This is a genomic window from Tenacibaculum amylolyticum (genome assembly GCF_964511145.1).
Classification (GTDB): Bacteria; Bacteroidota; Bacteroidia; order Flavobacteriales; family Flavobacteriaceae; genus Polaribacter; species Polaribacter amylolyticum.
Window position 1 is genome coordinate 305,019 of the sequence record NZ_CAZEFZ010000076.1, and the last position, 23,881, is coordinate 328,899.

The 23,881-nt window shown below is 32.7% G+C and carries 18 protein-coding genes; 2 read left to right on the top strand and 16 right to left on the bottom strand.

Going from position 1 to position 23,881, the window contains the following annotated elements; all coding sequences use genetic code 11:
* Position 1: 1 nt before the first annotated feature.
* From ACKTTC_RS19285 to gdhA, 13 genes are all read right to left on the bottom strand, one after another.
* Positions 2-2,965: a glycoside hydrolase family 9 protein gene (locus ACKTTC_RS19285; protein ID WP_408041504.1), complete on the bottom strand. Its 2,964-nt coding sequence runs from the start codon at positions 2,963-2,965 to the stop codon at positions 2-4.
* A 375-nt stretch (positions 2,966-3,340) separates the two neighbouring features.
* A complete protein-coding gene (locus tag ACKTTC_RS19290) occupies positions 3,341-3,838 on the bottom strand; it encodes a DUF1761 domain-containing protein (protein ID WP_408041505.1) in 498 nt (165 codons plus the stop codon).
* Between the two features lie 92 nt (positions 3,839-3,930).
* Positions 3,931-4,926: a DUF4837 family protein gene (locus tag ACKTTC_RS19295; protein ID WP_408041506.1), complete on the bottom strand. Its 996-nt coding sequence runs from the start codon at positions 4,924-4,926 to the stop codon at positions 3,931-3,933.
* A gap of 46 nt (positions 4,927-4,972) precedes the next feature.
* Positions 4,973-6,283 (bottom strand): lytic transglycosylase domain-containing protein, encoded by a 1,311-nt coding sequence (locus tag ACKTTC_RS19300; RefSeq protein ID WP_408041507.1) that lies wholly within the window; start codon positions 6,281-6,283, stop codon positions 4,973-4,975.
* A 195-nt stretch (positions 6,284-6,478) separates the two neighbouring features.
* On the bottom strand, positions 6,479-7,240 hold the full coding sequence (locus ACKTTC_RS19305; RefSeq protein WP_408041508.1) for an exodeoxyribonuclease III: 762 nt from the start codon (positions 7,238-7,240) through the stop codon (positions 6,479-6,481).
* A 22-nt stretch (positions 7,241-7,262) separates the two neighbouring features.
* Positions 7,263-7,742, bottom strand: coding sequence for a hypothetical protein (locus ACKTTC_RS19310; RefSeq protein WP_408041509.1), 480 nt, complete (start codon positions 7,740-7,742; stop codon positions 7,263-7,265).
* A 24-nt stretch (positions 7,743-7,766) separates the two neighbouring features.
* Positions 7,767-8,423: a CoA transferase subunit B gene (locus ACKTTC_RS19315; protein ID WP_408041510.1), complete on the bottom strand. Its 657-nt coding sequence runs from the start codon at positions 8,421-8,423 to the stop codon at positions 7,767-7,769.
* Positions 8,424-8,425: 2 nt separating this feature from the next.
* Positions 8,426-9,127 (bottom strand): CoA transferase subunit A, encoded by a 702-nt coding sequence (locus ACKTTC_RS19320; protein ID WP_408041511.1) that lies wholly within the window; start codon positions 9,125-9,127, stop codon positions 8,426-8,428.
* 48 nt (positions 9,128-9,175) lie between these two features.
* A complete protein-coding gene (locus tag ACKTTC_RS19325) occupies positions 9,176-11,476 on the bottom strand; it encodes a transglycosylase domain-containing protein (protein ID WP_408041512.1) in 2,301 nt (766 codons plus the stop codon).
* A 1-nt stretch (position 11,477) separates the two neighbouring features.
* Positions 11,478-11,978: a gliding motility lipoprotein GldH gene (locus tag ACKTTC_RS19330; protein WP_408041513.1), complete on the bottom strand. Its 501-nt coding sequence runs from the start codon at positions 11,976-11,978 to the stop codon at positions 11,478-11,480.
* Positions 11,953-13,398 carry a PSP1 domain-containing protein gene (locus ACKTTC_RS19335; RefSeq protein WP_408041514.1) on the bottom strand — a complete coding sequence of 482 codons (1,446 nt, stop codon included), beginning with the start codon at positions 13,396-13,398 and terminating at the stop codon, positions 11,953-11,955. The genes ACKTTC_RS19330 and ACKTTC_RS19335 overlap by 26 nt, the downstream gene beginning before the upstream one ends.
* A 672-nt stretch (positions 13,399-14,070) precedes the next feature.
* Positions 14,071-14,913, bottom strand: coding sequence for an alpha/beta hydrolase family protein (locus tag ACKTTC_RS19340; protein WP_408041515.1), 843 nt, complete (start codon positions 14,911-14,913; stop codon positions 14,071-14,073).
* 96 nt (positions 14,914-15,009) lie between these two features.
* Positions 15,010-16,353 (bottom strand): NADP-specific glutamate dehydrogenase, encoded by a 1,344-nt coding sequence (gene gdhA / locus ACKTTC_RS19345; RefSeq protein ID WP_408041516.1) that lies wholly within the window; start codon positions 16,351-16,353, stop codon positions 15,010-15,012.
* 184 nt (positions 16,354-16,537) lie between these two features.
* Between gdhA and pheS the strand changes: the two genes are divergently transcribed.
* Both pheS and ACKTTC_RS19355 read left to right on the top strand, forming a co-directional pair.
* A complete protein-coding gene (gene pheS / locus ACKTTC_RS19350) occupies positions 16,538-17,557 on the top strand; it encodes a phenylalanine--tRNA ligase subunit alpha (protein WP_408041517.1) in 1,020 nt (339 codons plus the stop codon).
* Between the two features lie 86 nt (positions 17,558-17,643).
* Positions 17,644-18,039 carry a hypothetical protein gene (locus tag ACKTTC_RS19355; RefSeq protein ID WP_408041518.1) on the top strand — a complete coding sequence of 132 codons (396 nt, stop codon included), beginning with the start codon at positions 17,644-17,646 and terminating at the stop codon, positions 18,037-18,039.
* 1,768 nt (positions 18,040-19,807) lie between these two features.
* Here the strand turns inward: ACKTTC_RS19355 and ACKTTC_RS19360 are convergent.
* The 3 genes from ACKTTC_RS19360 to ACKTTC_RS19370 form a co-directional block, all read right to left on the bottom strand.
* Complete coding sequence (locus ACKTTC_RS19360) at positions 19,808-20,170, bottom strand: cupin domain-containing protein (protein ID WP_408041519.1); 363 nt, start codon at positions 20,168-20,170, stop codon at positions 19,808-19,810.
* 10 nt (positions 20,171-20,180) lie between these two features.
* The gene (locus tag ACKTTC_RS19365; protein ID WP_408041520.1) at positions 20,181-20,981 is read right to left on the bottom strand and encodes a DUF6503 family protein; all 801 of its coding nucleotides are present in this window, start codon (positions 20,979-20,981) and stop codon (positions 20,181-20,183) included.
* A 239-nt stretch (positions 20,982-21,220) separates the two neighbouring features.
* Positions 21,221-23,833, bottom strand: coding sequence for a CUB domain-containing protein (locus ACKTTC_RS19370; protein WP_408041521.1), 2,613 nt, complete (start codon positions 23,831-23,833; stop codon positions 21,221-21,223).
* Positions 23,834-23,881: the final 48 nt, after the last annotated feature.

The following is a 23,881-nucleotide window of genomic DNA, read 5'->3' on the forward strand; positions in this document are numbered from 1 at the left end:
TCTACTCTTTAATGAATTTTTTATGTTTTGTTTTGCCGTGTTTATCTTTATAAATAAAGAAATAAACTCCTGGTTTGTATTTAGAAATGTCTATTTGAAAAGAGTTACTTCGTTCTAATGTTTGCTGTTCTAAATGAGTTCCTGCTGTATTGGTAATTACAAACTCCTGAATTATTTCATCACTAAATATTGAAATTTTATCTGTAGACGGGTTCGGTAGTAATAATACGTTTTGCGAATCTTCATTTTTATTTGTACAACTTGGAGCATTGCTAGAACTACTAAACAAAATTGCAAAATCTCCATCTACTTGCACCAAAACAAAAGCACTTCCATACCAGTTTGCATAATATGTATTATCTAAGCCTGCAAATCCTGAGTTTGAAATTGTAATTTCTGGTTCGTTTTGCTGTAATGAATGCTGAATTTTACCTAAAAGATTTACATACCAACTAGGAACCCCATTATTTGTGTGTAATGCAAATTGATACAAACCATTATTGACTTCATCCCAATTAAAAGACAATTTTGTAACGTTATCTAATGTAAAATCTCCATCTAACACATGAATATTATTAAATTCTGTTGTTTGACTAGTGGATGGTAGCGAAGAGTTTCTTGGTACATTAAACAAATCCAACCAACACGATTGTCCACCATCATCTGCTGTTGCTTTAATCGTTATACCTATAGTATCTGTTAAACCTTCATCATCTGAAACTTCAAGCGTAACTGTGTATTCACCAACTTCAGTAAACACTGTAGTAAATTCATTTGAAGTGCTTGTACTTCCATCTGGTAATGTCCATGTATAACTTAAATTATCACCATCAGGGTCAAATGATTCATTTGCCGACAATTCAACTTCTAATGGAATTTTACCTGACTTTTTAGATGTTTTTATTTTTGCAACAGGTTTGTTATTCGCTCCTTTAGGTGGTTCATTTCCAAAAAATAACGTCCCGTTGACATATACAGGAATATTTGCTGTTTTCTGCTGATCTGCAGGTGTGATACCTTGCCTGCTAAAGTCATTTGCTCCATTCCAATGACTTGTCCAATTAGCATCTTGAGCTGCAATTAATGCAAACTGAATTTCCCTTGAACCATAAAAATAGTTTTCAGCCCAATCAAATTCTACGTAGTAAATACCATTTGCAATATCCCAAGGCAAAATAGCACTTACTTTAGTTGGTTTACCTTCAAAATCACTTTGATCGTAATAAACTTCTATAGAAACATCATTTATTGTTTGTCCAGCAGCTAATAATTCTGAAATATTAAAGAAATAACGCGCTTTTACATCTTCATTCATTCGTGGCGGATGAATAGATACATTTTGCGTTGCTATGGTAACTTGCGTACGTTCATTATTTTCTTGTTCAATCTGTGCCTTCACATAATATTCGTCCGTTTCTGGCTCTTTTGGAGGAAAATTATCTAATGGAGTATCTCCATCACCATAATACGTGTAATGTCCTGCTATAGCCCCTACAAATCCCGCATTATAATCAATTGCAACTTCATTATAAATATAATCGGTTGTATCATCTACATGATTATCGGTAACGTCTGGTCCTCCAACCAAAGCTCCCCATAAAGTATGTTTGTGCTCTACTGGATCTACCATGCTATTTGTTGAAGATCCATGCGCTGCTCGATGATGTGGATACATAGCATGATTATTTGAGTATCCTACTAAATAGGATCTGTTTAAAGGGTTGCTTCCTAAAATATAATCCATTTGTGTTTTAGCCCAATCTGCAAAATCAGTTCTATCTGTATATTTTCTATACACAAGTGCTTGAAATTGAGCTGCGGCATTATAACGAGCACTTCCCCATCCGTTCAGAAAAGAAAAACCAGCTGGGCTTTTTTCTAAATATGCATTATCACTAGTATCTACATGTGGAATTCCAGACCAATATTCTAAATTCCAACGAAAAATATACCAATCTCTATCTGTATTTGTAATAGGTGCCAATTTTGCAAACATTCCTCCCCATTTAGTATCCCAAGAATGTACCCATATATTTTGCCAATCGTCTTGTACAGAACCAATAATTTTACTTAACCAACCTGTATATTTTCCAGTAGCGTCTACTCGTGTAATATCGTCTATATAACTTTGATTTGAAGTAGCAGTATGCAACCAAACAGCAGCCCAAGCAAGTTCATCTTCGTCAAAAGACGAGTTATAAAAACCACCATCGTACCCTAAACCTCTATGTTCAACTGCGAAATCGTACAAAGCAATTGCGGTTTCTAAACATTTTTGCGCATACGGCAAATCGGTATCTTTAAAATTCAGATAGGTAATTGCTAAAGAAGCTGCAGCTCCTGCTGCTTGATCGCTAGCAGGCGTATCTGCTGTAGCAAAATATGCAGGACGAGGATAGGTTTCTACCGATTGTAATTCTGGTGGTCCCCAATAGTTATGATCTATACTTCCTTCTCCAACTTGGTAGCAAAATGCAAGTATTTTACCATCTGGAGTTTTAAATGTACTACGTAAATAATAATCGGAAAACCAACGCAAAATATCTTCTATGTGATCTTGTGCTCCAATAGCGTGAAACGCACTTCTAAATTCGTAATATGCCCATTCTAAGGTTGATGAAGAATAACTTTGTGGCAAGCCAAATTTTACATGGTCACCTGCATCGTGAAAACCTCCGCTTACATCTACTGTTCCATTACCATCTGGATCTAAAATATTACTGTATTGTGCAATAAAACTAGCAGAGAGGTTTGTTGATGTTTCATTTAAGGGAATTTTTGCATCTTCAACTTCAGAATCGCCTCGCCATTCTAAACGACCGCCCGTAATTCCTATTCCGGATTTTTCTGCATCATAGAAATACAAGGATTTTTGAAGAGCTTCTGCATAATTGTGATCTTGTGAGGATACTTTCCATCCTAATAGCATTAGGACAGTTAAAAAAACATGTTTGAGATTTTTCATAATTTATCTGGGTTTTTAAGTTTCAATGTTAAAATGAGTTTAGAATAGAGCTAACAAACGAGCGTTTTATACACTCCCTTCTCTTAAGAAATTTTTCTATCACCCATCATTGAACCCTAAAAAAGCAACTAGTTGTTATTCTTTAAAACCTCTAGATTTTTTATGAATTTAGGATTTATATGTATTGTTCCTACTGTAAAATTAGGCACAAATAGATCGTATTCAGAAATGCTTTTTTATCATTTTTTTGACTATTTCATTTAAATATACATTTACTAATCATTCTTAAAATAATCACATAAAAAAAGCATCAAATATTTGATGCTTTTGTGTTTTTATAATATAATTCAATTTTTACTTTCTCAGTAAAATGTTTTAAAACCATTGGCAAATAATTCCTCCCATAATGGCAAGTGTTACAATCCAATATCCTGCATTTATGGCTATGTATTTAAAACTTTTTCTTTCAAACATTGCTTGTATTGCTAAAATTGGCATTGCTATAAAAAAGCCTACAAGTCCACCATGTAAAGCTCCGTGTTTAAACGTTCTGAAACGATCTCCGTAATTTTCCATAAAAGAAGAAAACATTTCATAGGCTTCTCCTGTTTGTTCATTAAAACCTGGCTCAGCTACCAAAACAGAATATGTTCCCATTTGATGAATTACGGCTGGCATTAATCCTAAAGAAATAATAAAACCTAATACATAGCTCAAACCAAATATTAGTGCCATGTTAGCTCCTTTCATGCTTTCTTCTGTAAAATTCATCTCCTTCATCCAAGCATTTTTAAACAATGGTCCGTACCAAATAAAACCAGTTATCAGAGGAATTAATGCTGAAACCATCAATATTAAATAATTGAATTCCATAATGTTATATTGTTTTAAAGTTGATTAAATCAAATATAAAAAAAAGCAGCAAATATTTTTGCTGCTTTCATTTTTAGATATATAAACAAACGTTATTTAATCTTCATAGACTTTCCAATAGCTTCTAGTTCAAATAAAAAGTCTCTTTTGTTTACCGAAGGCGCATAAGTAAACCCTTCAAAAACAATTAACCTATTATGCTTTTTATCCACTATCGTATAATTTAAAAATGGCCCAGCCATAAAATCATTTTTCACTTCCCATTTCCCTCTGGTTTCAAAAGCTTCTTTATGATCTATTGTTGTTTTATACGTAAATGGTGTGTATGCTTGTTCTGTAATCATATACATTCCTTCTCTAGCTCCAGGAATATATCGTTCTCCAATACTATCTCTTACTCTTGTTATATTGTCTGCTATGGTAGTTTCATCATTTAATGGCACTGAGTAAATCAAAATATTATTTGTTCCATCACCTCTAGCTATACCGCTTTGTAAATGCTGACGTAACCATAAAAACTCTCCTGTATCGTCAACTGTTCTATACCTCTCTGGAATATCAATTGTAATTCCTAAATTTTGTAATGTTTTAAACTTTGCAGGATCTAATCGTTCTTTTTTAAAAATTTCTTGAACAAACTTAATATCTTCTTTTTGGAAAATTTTAATTATTTCTTTTCCTCTATTTCTAATAAGATCGATCATATCTTCCTCATCTGCTGCAGTTGCTACAACAATTACTTGAGGTGTTGCGTATTTATTATGTGTAATTGAAATTCCAGTAGTATCTGACTTCTGAAACATTAAAACAGCTTTATTTTTTCTTATAAACCCACCGAAACCTGAAGGATCTATTTGGGTTACTGATAATAATGTTTCTGGTTGCGGTAAACCTACTTGATGTTCTCCAAAAATTTTTCGCAACTCATCCCCCGGTCTGTTTAACCAATCGTAACCTTTCATTACTACTAATACTCTATTGGTATTTCCTGTAGAAGTAGGCAGTATAAAGTCGTTATTCTTTTTCCCATCTTCTTTACAGCTTACAAAGCTTATAATTGCGATTAGAAGTATTACTAATTTTTTCATGTTAGTTTGTTTGATATGATCTTTATGTTGTCAAAAATTGTTCCATTTACATTCTTCGTGGATAAATATACAGTCTTTGACCTATTCTTAAGTTCGTAGAGCGCATATTATTCCATCTTTTAATGTCTTTTACTTTTACTCCAAATCTTCTTGCAATTTTACCTAAAAAGTCTCCAGACCTAACTCTGTATCGGATTCTTTTATCCATTTCAAAGTATTTAGGTAATGGTTTTTCTCGTTTTGCATCTTCTTCCGCTGCAAGTGCATAAATCTCAACTTCTTTGTCTAGAAAATCTATTACTTTGTCTCTAGGCAATCTAACTTCAAATTTTTTCTTCTTTACGAAAGGTATAACATCTATTTTATATTTCGGATTTAAAAACGATAATACTTCTGTTTCTATCCCTGTTTTTTCTGAAATTTGATCGAATGATACCGTTCTTTTAACCTGAACAGTATCTGTTTGGAAATTAAATATTTTAGGTGATTCTGGATAAATTCCAAGTTCTGAAGCATATTTAAAAATATACATCGTAGCATAAAAAGCAGGAACATATCCTGCTGTTTCCATTGGTAAAAAAGGACGTATATTCCAATAGTTTTTATAACCACCCGAACGTTTAATTGCTTTTAATACATTTCCTGGTCCTGAATTATATGCCGCTAGTGCTAAATCCCAATCATTAAAAATACCGAATAAATAGCTCAAGTATTCACAAGCGGCTATGGTTGCTTTTACGGGATCTTGTCTTTCGTCTACATAAGAATTTACGGCTAGTTTATACTGCTTTCCTGTTCCATACATAAATTGCCATAATCCTGTAGCACCTACTCTAGACTTTGCTTTTGGACGTAATGCAGATTCTACAATCGCCAAATATTTCATTTCTAATGGAATATCATATTGATCTAAATACTGCTCAAACATAGGGAAGTAGTATTTAGCTCTTGCCATTAATGCAGGATAATACTTTTTCCTGTATTTTAAATAACTATTTACAACTCTTTCTAAAGCTGGATTAAATTCTAAGTGAAAAGGAGTTGTTGCGTTGATTTCTGAAAGTCGTGCTTTTAATAATTCTGGTGTAACAATTTGCGGAATTGTTCCAACAATATCTTTATCATTAAGCACATAAGCAGTACTATCAAATAATGGTGAGTTGAATTTTGCTTCAACTAACAAACTATCTATTCTTTTAAGGTCGTCGGTATTATAACGTGCCCGAAGTCCTTTTCTCACAGAAATTGAATCTACAACTGATTTTAGCGTTGTATTAGTTTTTATAATAGTGTCTTGTGGTTGTTGTGCAAAAATTGAGACAACACAAAACAATGCGATAAAAGTATACTTTTTCATATATAGATAACTATCTAATGCTTTTAGAGCTTGAAAAGTTCAAAATTAACAAGTTTAGAGGTTGATTTTTATTACGCCATAGAAATCCTATCCTCAAAAACACTAAAGTTACTGAGGTTTATCATTTTAACCTTCATAATTTATAGGTTATAACATTTTTCTAACAGCTTTTAACAGTTTTAAGAATGAAAACAATTAAAATTCAAACTCAACTGCTACTGGACAATGATCTGAGTGTTTGGCTTCTGGTAAAATATAAGCTCTTGAAATCTTATCTTTAAGTAGTTCTGATACCATACAATAATCTAAACGCCATCCTTTGTTATTTGCTCTTGCATTGGCTCTATAACTCCACCAAGAATATTCTTGACGTTCTGGATTTAGATATCTAAAACTATCTGTAAAACCACTATCTATAAACTTACTTAACCATTCTCTCTCTTCTGGTAAAAAACCAGAAACACCTTTCATTTTAGGGTTGTGAATATCTATAGCTTCATGACATATATTATAGTCTCCACAGATTACTAAGTTAGGAATGGTTTTTCTTAATTCTGTAGCATATTCTAGGATTTCATCCATGTATTTGAATTTATAATCCAATCGAGCATCGTTTGTTCCAGATGGCAAATACATACTCATTATTGAAACTTCATCAAAATCTACACGAAGGTTTCTCCCTTCAAAATCCATAGATTCGATTCCTGTTCCGTATTCAACATGTTTTGGTTCTTTTTTACAGAAAATTGCTACTGAAGAATAACCTTTTTTTTCTGCTGAAAACCAATAATGATATGGATATCCTGCTTTTTCAAATTCGCTTACGTCTAATTGTTCTTTATGTGCTTTGGTTTCTTGAATACAAATTACATCTGGACTTGCCGCTTGTAACCATTCTATAAAACCTTTTTTTAAGGCTGCACGTATACCGTTTACGTTATATGAGATTACTTTCATAAAATACTTATCTCTAATAAAATTAAATATTTCTATTTTTTAATATTTTCAATCCTAACTTTTTTGAAATAGGCCAAAGATGAATTTCATATGAATCTTCCCCTTCCAACCCATCATCACTTATTTTATCTAAGTCTTTGTAATATATTCTAGCCCTAAATAATCCTTTACCAATCTTTACACGATGTGCATCAGGAAAATAATCAGTACATCCAGCGACAACCATATTCTCAGATTCCATAATAAAATCACACTCATTTATTTGATGTATAGAAATACTTTCAGCTAATATATCTGGTTCTTCATCGTATATTCTAAAAGTTGTCAAAACATCCATATTTCTAACCGTTCCAACTCCAATCACACCATGATTTAATGCTAATAATCGTTCTACAGCAATATCAGTCCATGCTTCAGTTAAATCTCCTGAAACACTTTCATCTTGAATATAAAATTGAAAATAATCTGCAAATAACTCGAGTGATATTTCTTTAATTAGCATTATTTCGCCTTTTGCTAAATAGTCTTATATACTCATCTCAGGAATTTCTCCATTTACAATTAACGTTCCTTCTGTAGCTTGTTGAATTTCTTCTACGCTAACTCCAGGCGCTCTTTCTACTAAATGAAATTGATTGTCTTTTACTTCTAGTACTGCAAGATTGGTTACAATCTTAGTTACACAACCTACCCCAGTTAATGGTAAAGAACATTTTTTAAGTAGTTTTGATTCTCCTCTTTTATTGGTATGCATCATTGCAACAATAATGTTTTCTGCAGAAGCTACTAAATCCATCGCTCCTCCCATACCTTTTACCATTTTCCCTGGAATCTTCCAGTTCGCAATATCTCCATTTTCTGCTACTTCCATAGCTCCTAATATTGTCAAGTCTACATGTTGTCCTCTAATCATAGAAAAACTCGTTGCAGAGTCGAAAAAACTAGCTCCTGGCAATGTTGTTATAGTTTGTTTTCCTGCGTTAATGATATCTGCATCTTCTTCTCCTTCGAAAGGAAAAGGTCCCATTCCTAACACTCCATTTTCGCTTTGAAACTCTACTTCTATATCCTGACGAACAAAATTGGCTACTAGTGTTGGAATTCCAATTCCTAGGTTTACATAAAATCCGTCTTTTACTTCTTGTGCGATTCTTTTCGCTATTCCGTTTTTATCTAAAGCCATAACTAGTTCTTTTGTCTTACAGTTCGTTGTTCTATTCTCTTTTCATACTTTTCTCCTTGAAAAATACGTTGTACAAATATTCCTGGAATGTGAATTTGATTTGGGTCTAATTCTCCAACTGGAACTAACTCTTCCACTTCTACTACTGTAATTTTAGCCGCTCCACACATATTCGGATTAAAGTTACGTGCTGTTCCTTTAAAAATTAAGTTACCTGCTTCATCTCCTTTCCATGCTTTTACGAAACCAAAATCGGCTTTAAATGCTTCTTCTAACACATACATTTTACCGTTAAATTCTCTTGTTTCTTTACCTTCTGCTACTTCTGTACCGTAACCAGCCGGTGTATAGAAAGCAGGAAAACCAGCTTGTGCCGCTCTACATTTTTCTGCTAAAGTTCCTTGAGGTGTTAATTCTACTTCTAATTCTCCAGAAAGCATTTGACGTTCAAATTCGTCATTTTCTCCTACATACGAAGAAATCATCTTTTTTATTTGGCGGTTTTGTAGTAATAATCCTAAACCAAAATCGTCTACTCCTGCATTATTAGAAATACATGTTAATTCATTTACACCTAATTTTACTAGCTCTGCAATTGAGTTTTCGGGTATACCACATAACCCAAATCCGCCAAGCATCAATGTCATTCCACTAGAAACTCCAGCTAATGCTTCTTGAACGTTTGTAACTTTTTTGTTTATCATTATTTAGTTGTTTGTTGTAGTTTAAGGAAGATGTTTTATAAACACATATTAAAAATCATCCTCGTCTTTTTGCTCATCTTTTTGCTCCCCTTCTTTACTTTCATCTTTCTTATCGTCGTGCTTTTCACAATCTATATTGATAGAAAGTTCTGAAGGTTTTTCAAAAGCCTCTTTGCTTATATGTAACGTTTCATCTTCATAACACTTGCGCATAAAAATAGCCCAAGTTGGTAATGACATTGCCGCACCTTGTCCTTTTCCAATTCCTGCAAAGTGTATAGAACGATCTTCTCCACCTGTCCAAACTCCAGTTGCTAAATTTGGTACAATTCCCATAAACCAACCATCTGTATGGTTTTGTGTAGTTCCTGTTTTTCCTGCAATTGGATTTGTAAATCCGTATGGATATCCTGTAACATATTTAGGTCTGTTATACGTTGTTCTTAATCGAAGTCCAGAACCGTTTTGTGTTACTCCTTCTAATAAATTTAAAACTACATAAGCAGATTCTTCACTTAATACCTCCTTAGTTTCTGGTACAAATGTTTCTAATACAGTTCCGTTTTTGTCTTCTATTTGCGTAATAAACATTGGTGCTACTCGCATTCCTTTATTCGCAAATGTTGAATAAGCACTTACCATTTCTAACAAGGTTAAATCTATAGCTCCTAAAGCAATAGATGGGTTTGCTTGAAACTCTGTTTCTATACCAGCAGATTTAGCTAATCTAGCAACATTTATAGGTGAAACCTCATCTATTAATCGTGCCGTAATTACATTAATTGAATTCGCTAATGCTTCTTTTAATGTTAATTCTCCTCCGTATTTTTCTCCTTCGTTTTTAGGAGTCCAATCGTCTTGCATTCCATACTTTTCTTTTGGAATCGTATATGGTGTGTTTGGTAACTTGTCGCAAGGAGACATTTTTAACTGATTAATTGCTGTTGCGTATACAAATGGTTTAAATGTAGATCCTACTTGACGCTTTTGCTGTCTTACAGCATCGTATTTAAAGTGTTTATTGTTAATTCCTCCAGCCCAAACTTTAATATGTCCTGTTTGTGGTTCAATAGAAACTAACCCAGAACGTAAATAATGTTTATAATGACGAATAGAATCGTATGGTGTCATAATCGTATCTCTATCTCCTTTCCAGGTAAAGACACGCATATCTACTTTTGTATTGAAGGCTTTTTCTATTTCTTTATCAGACTTTCCAGCAGCTTTCATTCTCTTATATCTATCAGAGTTTTTCTTAGCTCTGTTCATAATCTTTCTGATATTTTCTCTATCAATATCATAGAAAGGCGCTGTTTTGTTTCTCTTTTGTTCCTCTGAAAAATACTTTTGAAGGTTTGACATATGCTCTGTCATTGCTTCTTCTGCATATTTCTGCATTCTAGAATCTATTGTTACATAGATTTTAAGACCATCTTTATAAATATCGTATAACTCACCATCTGGTTTCGGATTATTTTTTGCCCATCGCTTCATGAATTGTTTTAAATATTCTCTAAAGTATGTAGCTAAACCATCGCTATGACTCTCTGGTGTAAAATTGATTTTTAATGGTAATTTTTGAAGTGAGTCTTTTTGTTGTTCAGTAATAAATCCACTCTTTTCCATTTGAGAGAAAACCACATTTCGTCTAGACAATGATTTCTTTCTAGAAACTTTTCTGTGCGGATTGTATTGACGTGGGTTTTTAAGCATTGCTACTATAATAGCAGACTCTTGTAAGTCTAAATCTTTCGGTTCTTTTCCAAAATAAATTCTAGCTGCAGAACGAATACCTGTTGCATTGAATAAAAAACCTTGCGTATTTAAATACATGGTAATAATTTCCTGCTTAGTATATTGACGTTCTAATTTGACTGCTACTACCCACTCTTTAATCTTCTGAATAATTCTTTTAATCTTATTCTGAGATGCTCTTTTGGTAAATAAGTTTTTAGCTAATTGCTGCGTAATAGTACTAGCTCCACCTCCAGCTCCAAGTTTAGCAACTGCTCTAGCTAAACCTCTAAAATCGATACCAGAATGCTCATAAAAACGCTCGTCTTCTGTTGCTACTAATGCTTTTACTAGATTATCTGGTAAATCTTTATAATGAATTGGAGTTCTATTCGCTTTTAAATAGTATTTTCCTAGTGTTTTACCATCAGCAGAAATAATCTCTGTAGCTAAATCATTTTTAGGATTTTCTAATTCTTCAAACGTTGGAAGCGTTCCAAAAGCTCCCCAAGACGCTAGTAAAAAAATAAAGCAGATTAGAAAAAGTCCTCCTAAGACAATTCCCCAAAACCACTTAATGTATTTTGTAAAGTTTGTTGTTGCTTTCTTTGTCATTTTATTTTGTTTTTTCTATTCTAAACCCTACATCTGTTACTCCATCTAGTACTGTAACACCATCTATTTCTCCGTTTTTTCGCATTGCTTGAGAAATTTCTAATTGATAGGTTCCAGTAACTGGAAATAGGATTTGTTCTTTATAAAACAGTTTATTTTCTTTTAATTCTGAATAGCCTTTACCTAGAAACTTTCCAGTTTCATCGGCCATATCATATTCTAATGTGTCTATTACACTTTGCCCATCTGGGAATTTCATTTTCGTTATAAGAAACAAGTTACTGTATGGATATTCGTTATTGTTTCTAATATTGATAAACAGATTTCTTTTTGCTAAAGTATCTGTTACCTCGAATTGATACGTTATAGGATTGTTAATTCCCCATTTTCCTCCTTTGATAGATGTGTACTCATCATAAACTCTTTTAGAGTCGCAAGAGCTTACCACGACAAGCATTATTAGGATTCCTAAGAAACTATTTTTTTGGATTGTTTTTAGCATTCTTATTTCCCGAGTTATTGTTTCGACGTTTATTTCTTCTCTGCTGATTATTCTTATTTGTTGGCTTATTGTTATTAGACGGAGAAGTATTTGACTTATCGTTTTGCTTATTTTGTTGTTTATTGTTCTGCTTATTATTCGTTTTTCTCCTCTTATTTTGATTCCCTGTTTTTGTGTTTTTAGGTTGGGATTCTTTCTTTTTAGGAGTAGTATTTTTTTGCCCTTCTGTTTTTTGCTTATTTGCAGGCGTATTATTTCCTCCTCCTTTTTGGTTTGAGTTTCTTCGTCTTTTATTACGGTTTCTTCTCGGTTTCTTTGGAGTATCGAAACGTGTTAAGCTATCTTGGCCTACTACATTTTCAAAATCAACAGCTGTTTCTTCTGTAATTTCTGCTTCGTAGTCTTCTAAAGGCGATCCTAATTCGTCTCCTTCATTCAATTCTATAATTTCTGTAACTTGCTCTAATGATAATTTATACCATTTGAACTTTTCTTCTTTGTATGTATACCAAAGGAGTTTTTTAAAGATGTCCATTTTCACAAAAATGGCTTCTCCTTTTTCTGTTTTTAAAACAACATCTTGCTTTGGAAACGATTCTAACGCATCTAAGTAAGAATCTAATTCAAAGTTTAGACAACATTTTAGTTTCCCACATTGTCCGGCAAGTTTTAACGGATTTAAAGATAGTTGTTGGTAACGCGCTGCTGCGGTATTTACCTTTCTAAAGTCTGTAAGCCAAGTAGAACAACACAATTCTCTTCCGCAAGAACCAACTCCTCCTAATCTAGCTGCTTCTTGTCGCATTCCTACTTGTTTCATTTCTACTCTAATAGAAAAAGCACTTGCTAAATCTCGGATTAATTGACGGAAATCTACACGATCGTCTGCAGTATAGTAAAACGTCGCTTTGTTTCCATCTCCCTGAAATTCAACATCAGAAAGCTTCATTTTCAATCCTAATTTGTTGATAATTTCTCTACCTCTTCGTTGTGTTTCTAACTCTCTATCTCTAGCAGTGTTCCAAACATCAATATCTTTTTGTGTTGCTTTTCGGTAGATTTTCTTAACATCGTCACTATCTAAAGCGACTTTTCTTTTTTTCATTTGCACTTTTACCAGCTCTCCAGCCAATGAAACTACTCCAATATCGTGACCAGGATTCCCTTCAACAGCCACAACATCTCCCATAGAAATTGGGAGTTTCTTGTCTGTTTTTTTATAAAAATGCTTTCTTCCGTTTTTAAAACGTACTTCGTATATATTAAATGGAGCTTCACCTGTTGGTAAAGTCATATTCGATAACCAATCAAAAACAGCTAATTTATTTCCGCTTCCGCAGGTTCCAGTAGCACAATTCCCATTACTTTTACACCCTCTTGGAACACCGTTTTTGTTAGTTGAGCAACTGCTACAACTCATAAATAAAATATATTTTTAAACAGTTTTTTAAACCTGAGTGATTTTCAGCATCAAAAAACCATTTTATTTGTTTGATTTTTAATTAGATAGAAACACATCCCCTGTTTCTAATTAGTAAGTAAAGATACCAATTCTATTGGAATCTAAAAATGCAATTTAAGATTCGTCTTTTTCCGTTTCTTAAAACGTAATCAACAACTGCTTTACTTATTGACTTTCAATCACAAAATAGCTTCTATCTCTAAGCCTATTTAACTTCAAAAACAATACCTAACTATGGTCTCTAGTTTATGTACTAATTTATTGTCAGTTTTATTAAAGAATTTATGACGAATTGTCTGAATACAAAACAATTATTCACTAAATATTCTTTTGAAAGGCTTTCTAAAAAACTCATACAAACTATAGTAAGATTTTGTATTAAATATGAAATAACGAATGGCATAAAATGAAACGTAGTAGCATACTTTTAATAAGCAATATATTATTCTGACTTTAATAGAGAACTATCGAAAAACTGATTGCTTCGCTTTCCTTGAGCATACTCAGGAAACGCTCGCAATGACGTAAAGAGTTTATAAAAATATTTTTAAACAGTCTAGATTTTTGCTTTCACTTCGATGTACTCAGAAAACACTTACTATTATCTAAAAAATAGAGAACTACTGTTATTTATTCTGATAGAAAATCAACACAATAAGTAACAACCTCCTCTAAAGCCAAAGGCATTGTTTTTTCTTCCCAAGGATGTTTTGCCTCGAATACGTGATTTGCATTTTTAATGATTTTTAATTCACTGTTTTTATTCCACGAATGCAAGTCATATGCTTCTTGTATTAAAACCGAAGTATCTGCATCTCCATGGATAATACTAAAAGGTTTTTGTAAATTTTCTACGGCTCTTTTAATTGTTAATCTTTCTTCATGTGCTATAAAATCTTCATAGAACTGGTAAAAATGTGGCATTTGTTGCTTGGTTCTTCCGTTCAGCACATATTTTACTCCAGTTTTTTTCCAGTTTTCTAAATCTCCTGTAGTTGCAGTCCTTCTCTTAAAATCTGAAACTCCTGCTAATGAAATTACTTTTGTTACTCTGTTATCTTCTTCGGCTTTAATGCATACAATTCCACCTCCACGACTATGTCCTATTAAAGAAATATCTTCAAGATTAACCTCTTCTTTATAATCTTCTTGTATTGCACACCAATCAATAACCGTAGCTAAATCATCTAGTTCTTTCGTATAATTATTATTTCCAAAAGCCTCTAAATCTGGAAAATCTATAGGTTGTGCTACTGTTCCTCCGTTATGTGAAAAATTGAATTTTATAAAAAAGAATCCTTGTTTAGCAAAAGCTTTAGCCATTAAATCCCATGCTCCCCAATCTTTAAAACCTTTATAACCGTGACAAAAAATTACGATTGGTTTGGGGTGGCCATTTTTATTATAAAACACGTCCAACAAAATAGGTTTTCCGTGTTTTCCTTCTAAAACTGTATTTTTTATAATCTCCATAGTGTATAATACCATTTACAAATTGTAAATTACTGGTATAAAAATAAAAAAGCTCATCAGTTACTGATGAGCTTTTTGTGTAATTTATTGCAATTCTTAAATAATTCCTTGCGCTAACATTGCATCTGCAACTTTTACAAATCCTGCTATGTTTGCTCCTTTTACGTAGTCTACATAACCAGACTCATCTGTTCCATACTCAACACAAGCTTCGTGAATATTTTTCATGATTGATTTTAATCTTTCATCTACTTCTTCACGTGTCCAGCTTAAACGTAATGAGTTTTGACTCATTTCTAAACCTGAAGTTGCAACTCCTCCTGCATTTGATGCTTTTCCTGGAGCGAATAAGATTTTGTGCTCGTGGAATGCAGCAATTGCTTCTGGAGTAGAAGGCATATTTGCTCCTTCACTTACACAAACACATCCGTTATTGATTAATGTTTTTGCTTCTTCTCCGTTTAATTCGTTTTGGGTTGCACATGGTAAAGCGATTTCACACTTTACAGACCAAGGACGCTCTCCTTTAAAGAATTTTGCTGATGGATATTTTTCAACATACTCGTGAATACGTCCACGTTTTACGTTCTTTAATTCCATTACAAATGCTAATTTCTCAGCATCAATACCAGCTTCATCGTAAATATATCCAGAAGAATCTGAAAGCGTTACTACTTTAGCTCCTAATTCTGTTGCTTTTTCACAAGCGTATTGTGCTACATTACCAGAACCTGAAATTGCTATTGTTTTTCCTTCGAAAGTATCACCTTTAGTTTCTAACATGTTTTGAGCAAAATATACAGCTCCATAACCTGTTGCTTCTGGTCTAATTAAAGATCCACCCCAAGTTGCTCCTTTTCCTGTTAAAACTCCTGTAAACTCATTTCTAAGTTTTTTATACATTCCAAACATGAATCCAATTTCACGTCCTCCAACACCGATATCTCCAGCAGGTACATCTGTATTTGGGCCAATGTGTCTAAATAATTCACTCATGAAGGCATGGCAGAAACGCATGATTTCGTTATCTGATTTTCCTTTAGGATCGAAATCAGAACCTCCTTTTCCTCCACCCATTGGTAAAGTAGTTAATGAGTTTTTGAATACTTGTTCGAAAGCTAAGAATTTTAAGATACTTGCGTTTACTGTTGGGTGAAAACGAAGTCCTCCTTTGTATGGTCCGATAGCAGAATTCATTTGAACTCTATATCCTCTGTTTACTTGAATTTCTCCTTTATCATCTACCCAAGACACTCTGAACGAGATTAAACGCTCAGGCTCTACCATTCTTAATAATATATTTTTTCCGTTGTAAATCTCTTTACTAGCAATATAAGGGATTACTGTTTCAGCAACTTCTTGCACAGCTTGCAAAAACTCTGGTTCGTGGCCATTACGTTCCTTAACCAGGTCCATAAAAGCATTTATTTTAGATTCCATAATTTAGTTATTCGAAAAATGTTTATTTAATAAAAATAATGTACAAATATAGTTAAATAACTAATCTGGTGCTTCAAAAGGACGGTTTTTTTGCGAAAACGAAAACGATGTAGTTAAGACTGGAAATAAAACGTTTTTTTTCGCAAAAAAGCGTAAATTTGCGATTCAATTTTTTTGAAGGATTATGTTAGATAAAGTAAAAGAGCTAATTGGTGATGTTCAAACATTTAAAGCGACTACTAAAGATGAAGTGGAAGCTTTCAGAATTAAATATTTAGGTAGTAAAGGTTTGCTTAAAGGTTTATTTGCTGAGTTTAAAAATGTTGATGCAGAATTACGCAAGGATTTTGGACAGGCTTTAAATAATTTAAAAAAGTCGGCAGAGTCTAAGGTTGCTGAATTAAATGAAGCTCTAGAAAACGCAGTTGAGGAAAAAGGAAGGTATGGTGATTTAACAAGACCTTCTGAGCCTATTGAATTAGGTTCTCGTCATCCTATTTCTATTGTTAAAAATCAGATTATTGAGGTTTTTAATCGAATTGGTTTTACAGTTTCTGAAGGACCAGAAATTGAAGACGATTGGCATAATTTTACTGCTTTAAATTTACCAGAATACCATCCAGCTAGAGATATGCAGGACACTTTCTTTATTGAAAAAAATCCTGATACTTTATTAAGAACGCATACTTCATCTGTACAGGTGCGTTATATGGAGCAAAATGAGCCTCCAATTAGAACTATTTCTCCTGGACGTGTTTTTAGAAATGAGGATATTTCTGCTAGAGCGCATTGTATCTTCCATCAAGTAGAAGGTTTGTATATAGATACTGATGTTTCTTTTGCTGATTTAAAACAAACGCTTTTATATTTTACAAAGGAGATGTTTGGAAAGTCTAAAATTCGTTTACGTCCTTCGTATTTCCCTTTTACAGAGCCTAGTGCTGAAGTTGATATTTATTGGGGATTAGAAACTGAAACAGATTACAGAATTACCAAGGGTACTGGTTGGTTAGAGATTATGGGATGTGGAATGGTAGATCCGAATGTATTAAAGAACTGTAATATAGATCCTACGAAATATTCTGGATATGCTTTTGGTATGGGAATAGAACGTATTGCGATGTTATTATATCAAATTCCAGATATTAGAATGTTTTATGAGAATGATGTACGTTTCTTAGAACAATTTAAATCTGTTATCTAAAAAATAAACTAAGATTATATAAATAGAAGTTGTAAAGTTTGATTTAAATTTTACAACTTTTTTAATGATCATAATTAAAAATAATCATGAAGAAAGATATTATTATTCCTGAGGTTACTGGATTACAAATGGCTGCTGTGTTAGAGTATAATGAAGTAGATGATACGAATGATTGGTATGTATATTTGATAAACAATAAAGAAATTGATCTAGAAATGGTTATGATTGTTTCTCAAGGTTTTTCGGAAACTAAAACTACAACTGTATTCCGAAAGAAGATAACTAAATTGCCTGCTCATTCATACGCTAAGGTAGAAATGATTCATCCAAATGTTTTTGCGTTAAAAAATAGATTTCAGGTTTCTTTTTTTGAAGGAAATCAGATTTTTGAAAAGACATTTACTTTTAATGAAAATACGATTACAGAAGAAGCGCTTACGATGATTCCTTTGCTAAATAAAAAAGGAGTATCTAGTTCCTAATTTTCGCTTTTTCTTACTTTTAAAACATAAAAAATCCTTTTACTCGCCTCCCAAACTGTAAAAGGATTTTTATATTAACCAAATAAATCTAAACCTTGTCTTAAATAATGAAAATTTTACTAGAGGATTATTATTTCTAAACCTGTTTTTCTATTACTTACACTTCAAAGATACTAGCTATTCCTCCTTCTAAGTCTTATTTTTCGTTAGTTGATTTCTATTTGTAGATTAATGGTTTATAGCTTTCGATAAATTGTTTTCAGCGATTATTATTCGTTGGTGAACCTCTTAATTCCTTGTGTTTTTCTAATTCTTATATTTCATTTTTTCAAACTTCACAATGAGGCATAAAAAAACCCTTCTACATTTTGAGTTTGCAAAAGGGCTTATTATTAATCAACCAAATAAATCTAAATCTTGTCTTAAAAAATAAAGTGAAAACTTTAATTAGGGATTTTATTTTTTTAAAACTACTTTACTACTATTTACACTTCAAAAGTACAATGCTATTGCTTTTTAAATTTCCGTTTTTCGATCTGTGATTCTCTTCTATAGACTAATGGTTTATTTCTAACGATAATATGATTTCACCATTTATAAATACAATTTATTATAAATACTATAGCACTGTTTTTTAGTGTACAACTAAAAAAAACCCTTTTACATATAAACATGTAAAAGGGTCAAATTACCAACTAAGAGGCTTGTGTTTTAAAAAGTAATATGTGGGATTCAATTTTAAAACTACTTAATTATTACCTATTTTAAAATACTTACTATTTACACTTTCTTCTTTCGTTTTTCGATATAGTTTCTATTTCTTTAGATTAATCGCTTCCTTAAAACGATTGTTCTATACATTTTACACCTACAACACCTGTTATTACCATGAAATAAGCACCGATTTAAACATAAAAAAACCCTTTTGCATTTAGGTCTACAAAAGGGTTAAACTATTAACCAAATAATCTAAATCTTATCTTAAAAACGAAAACTTTAATTCAGGATTTATATCTTTTTAAAAACTACTTTTCTTATTACTTACACTCCAAAAGTACCATCTATTTACCTTCGTATTTCCTATTTTTCGATCTATGTTTTTCTTCTGTAGATTAACGGGTTCAATAAAACGTCTATTAGACATTATTTATTCTTTTTAAAAACACTTCCGCTACATAAGTTAGATGAGTTCAATAATTACACATAAAAAAACCCTTCTACATTTGGGGCTTGTAAAAGGGTTAGAATATTAATCAACCAAATAAATTTAAGTCTTAAAAATAAAAAGCGAATACTTTTCTAGGGGATTATGAGATTTTTAAAACTATGTTTTTGTACTTATTTGCGGCGCGAAATTACGATAGGTTTCCTTTTTCTTATTTCATTTTTCGTTCTGTCTTTTTACATGTATAGCCTAACTACAAAAAAGTATCGATAAACTGAACTAAAACACAAATAAAACAATGATTTACAGAACAAAACAACATTAAACCTCAAACTTTAGAGCATAAAAAAACCCTTTTACATTTGGGGCTTGTAAAAGGGTAAGATTATTAACTAAATAAATTTCGTTTTAAAAAAAGGAAAGTATAAACTTTACTTAGGGATTAAGTTTTCTTTAAAACTATTCATTACTTATAAGCGGCGCAAAATTACAAACGTTTCGTAAACAATTATTTACAAATTCGATGTTTGTAGTTTATCTGTAGATCAATTGACTTTTTGAATCGACCAATTGCACCAAAAACATAACACACTGACTATCAAACTAAATAGACTCATACGTATCTACCGTAATATCAGCAATTACATCTCCTGTATGTTTGGTTGAAAGTGGTTCGAATAATAAAAGATGAACTTCTTCTTTTGCTATTGGTTTATGTAATACTCCCTTAGGAACTATATAGAATTCTCCTTCATTTATAATTACTGAAGAATCTTCTAAATCCATTTGTAGCTGCCCTTTCATCACCATAAATAATTCATCTTCATTATCATGTTTATGAAAAACAAACTCTCCCTGAATCTTTGCTAATAAGATTTGTTGTCCATTTAATTCTGCTATTTTCTTTGGTGACCATTGGTCTGTAAACAGATTAAATTTTTCTTTAATGTTAATTACTGATGACATAAGCTTGTTTTTATGGAGTTGCTAAGTTTATAATATTTTCTGTTTTGATTTTTGACACTTCTTTTAATGCTCCTTTCTCAAATAACGCAGGTAAATCTGCTAATGGAGTCCCAACTTCTGCCTTATGATTTATATAATCCTGAAAGATAATTCCATCAACTACCCTTCTATTATACGCACTTCTAAATCGAACTCCTCCATTATTTACACTATAGTTATAGGCTAAATAATCTATTGCATGTGTTTTTGTGTTGATCCAATAGTAATATTCATCATCAAAGTCTTTTCCTCCTCCGTCTTTATTGAACGTTATTTCTACCACATCATATTCTTCTCCTTTTATGGTTGTTTTGCCCTTATATTCCTTATTTACGGCCTTATCTTTTAATTTATGAGGTAACGTAGCAAAATAAATTACAGAATTTAAAGATTCTTTATATCTTCCTTTATCTCTATCTGAGAGTTCAGTTGTTTCACCATTTACTGTTCTAGATATTGCTCCATTATCTAATACATCTACAATTTCTTGATTGTCTTTATTTCTCTTTACAGTGTATTTGTATTTGTCTTCGTTATTTGTAAAAGTATATTCCTTATCTCTAAACGTGAATTTATATGATGCTGAATCATATTTATTTCCTCCGTGTGCAGTAATCGCTAAATTAATTATGGAATCTCCTTTACTTATTGGTTTTTCTTCAACTACCTCTACTGTTTCTTGTTCTTTTACTACTGGTTTCTTTTCTGTTTTACAAGAAACAACAGCAATGAATGATACAACGAGTATTGCAGCTCTAAATATAATTTTCATTTGTATTTGGTTTTGGTCTTAAAAGTTATGTCTAGTTTTTAGATATAACTTACAGATCTAGTTGTTTGAATGACTAATTTAACACAGATCGCTGTAATACATTTAAATTTTAAGGATTCTAACATAATTTTAAGACTCCTTTTTACTCTTATAAACAGTCTAAATCTCACTTCAAAAGATTACAAAAAAAGCCCGAGCAGTTTGCTCGGGCTTACCTGTAGTTATTATGTTTTTTGAGATTACCTCTTAATAAACTTCTTAGTTACAGTACTGTCTCCATCATTTATTTCAAGTAAATAAATACCAGCTTTTAAAGTAGCAACATTAACTTCCTCCTTTAAATCGCCATTTTGAACAGTTTGTCCTAAAGTATTTAGTACTCTAAATGTTGCTTTATTAATTCCTAAAGCTTTTACAAATAACGTATTTCCTTCAACTGGGTTTGGATATACAGCTACTTCTAATAAACCATTCGTTCCTGAAAGATCTTCTCTTGTACTCGATGATGATGTATAGCTAGCAGCCCATCCTGCTCTTGTTACCGAAGTATCTGATGTAAATCTTACTAACATTACTCCACCTGTAGAAGTTACAGCACTTGGTCTAGATGTTCCAGAAAAACGTCCAATTTGTCTTGCACTTGTAGTTGCACCGTCGTAAACAGTTACGAAGTCATAACCACTTTCTGTATTGAAACTGCTAAAGTTTAATGTTACTCTTCCTCCATTTGAAGGTCTGATTAACCATGTACAATCTCTATTATTTTCATAGTTGCTGTTTCCACTACCGTCTACAAATGAACCACTATTTGCTGTTAATGTAGCTCCTCCATTGCAAGGGTCAGAAGATGATGCTACATTAGATGTATAACTAGCAGACCACCCTGCTGCATTTACAGAACCATCTGAAGTAAATCTTACAAATAATGCATTACCTGTAGAAGTCACTGCGCTTGGTCTAGATGTTCCTGAAAAACGTCCTAATTGAGTTGCATTTGCATTAGCTCCATCATATACTGTTACGAAATCATAACCACTTTCTGTATTAAAACTATCGAAATTTAATGTTACAGTTCCTCCGTTAGAAGGTCTGATTAACCATGAACAATTTCTATTATCTGCATAGTTACTACTTCCACTACCATCTGCAAACGAACCTGTATTTGCTGTTAAAGTTGCACCTCCATTACAAGCATCTGATACTGGTGGAGTAGTTGTTGCAGTTCTAAATGTAACTGACCCTGCTGCTGATTCGTTTCCTGCTGCATCTTTCGCTCTAATAGAGAATGTATAACTTGTATTAGCTGTTAATCCTGTAAGGTTAACTGAAGTACTTGTTCTAGATCCTAAGTTATTACTACCTTGGTAAATATCATACTCTGTAACTCCAACATTATCTGTAGAAGCTGTCCAGCTAAGTGTTGCTGTTGTTTGTGTAACATTTGAAGCACTAACATTTGTTGGTCTAGATGGTGCTTGTGTATCTGCAGTATTTGTTGCTGATGTATAACTAGCTGCCCATCCTGCTGCATTTACAGAACCATCTGAAGTAAATTTAACATACATTGCACTTCCTGTAGAAGTTACAGCAGCTGGTCTAGAAGTCCCAGAAAAACGTCCTAATTGAGTTGCGCTATCATTTGCTCCGTCGTAAACAGTTACAAAATCGTAATTGTTTTCTGTATTAAAGCTAGTAAAGTTTAATGTTACTCTTCCTCCGTTTTCTGGTCTAATTAACCAAGTACAGTTTCTATTATCTGCATAGTTACTATTTCCACTACCATCTGCGAAAGAACCTGTATTTGCAGTTAATGTTACACCTCCATTACAAGGATCTGCTGCAGGTGGGTTTCCACCGCCACCATTTCCAGTTTTGTCAGATAATGCTAATGCACGTCTAGAACCTCCAGCTTGTAAATAGGTACGCATTTTATTACGTTGTCCTGTTGTAAATAAGTTTAAACAATTATCATTTGAATAATCCATATAATTCTCCGTCATATCTGGTGAACCACATGTTTCTTTTCCAACTCCACAACCACTAGTTGCTTGATTAGATCTAGGAGTATCGTCGATACCATCATCGTCAGCACAATTACTGCTATCACCCCAAATATGACGTAATCCTAAGTAGTGTCCTACTTCGTGTGTAGTTGTTCTACCTCCATCAAATGGTGCTTGTGCAGTACCTGTGTTTCCAAAGTATTGATCTGCCATTACAACTCCATCATGCACTCTATCGTTATCCCAAGGGAATTGTGCATATCCTAAAATTGTACGACCTCCAAAACTCATATTGTCTACAACCCACATATTTAAATATTCCGTTGTATCCCAAGCATCGACTCCTCCTGTAGCAGAACGCTTCATGATTTCTCTTTGTGTCCAAGTAGATGTGTTTACTCGAGTTCTTGTTATCCCTGTAGTTGGATTACCATTAGGATCTACTTGTGCTAAATAAAATTCTATTTCTGAGTCTGCCGCTTGTGGCCATCTATTTGTTCTATCTGCATTTGTTCTACGGAAATCTGCATTTAAAACATCTAATTGACTTTGAATTTGAGCGTCACTAATATTATTCGTACTGTTTGTATATAATATATGTACTACTACTGGAATTTGGTAAACGTTACCTTCGATTCTACGATGTGTGTTTGCCATTTCCAGCATTTTTTTCTTGGTCTCTTCCTCCATTTTATGCATGCGCTCTTTTAAAGCTGGGTTGCTTGCCATTTTTTGTTCTAAAATGTCATGCGCTGCACAATCTCGTTTTACGGTTTCGACCTTATGTTGTGCATAACCAACGGTTCCTGCAAACAAAAGCCCCAGAAGGGATAGGGTAATTTTTTTCATTTTGTTAAGGGTTTGACTTTTTTAATTTGTTTGATTTTTTCAACTTCA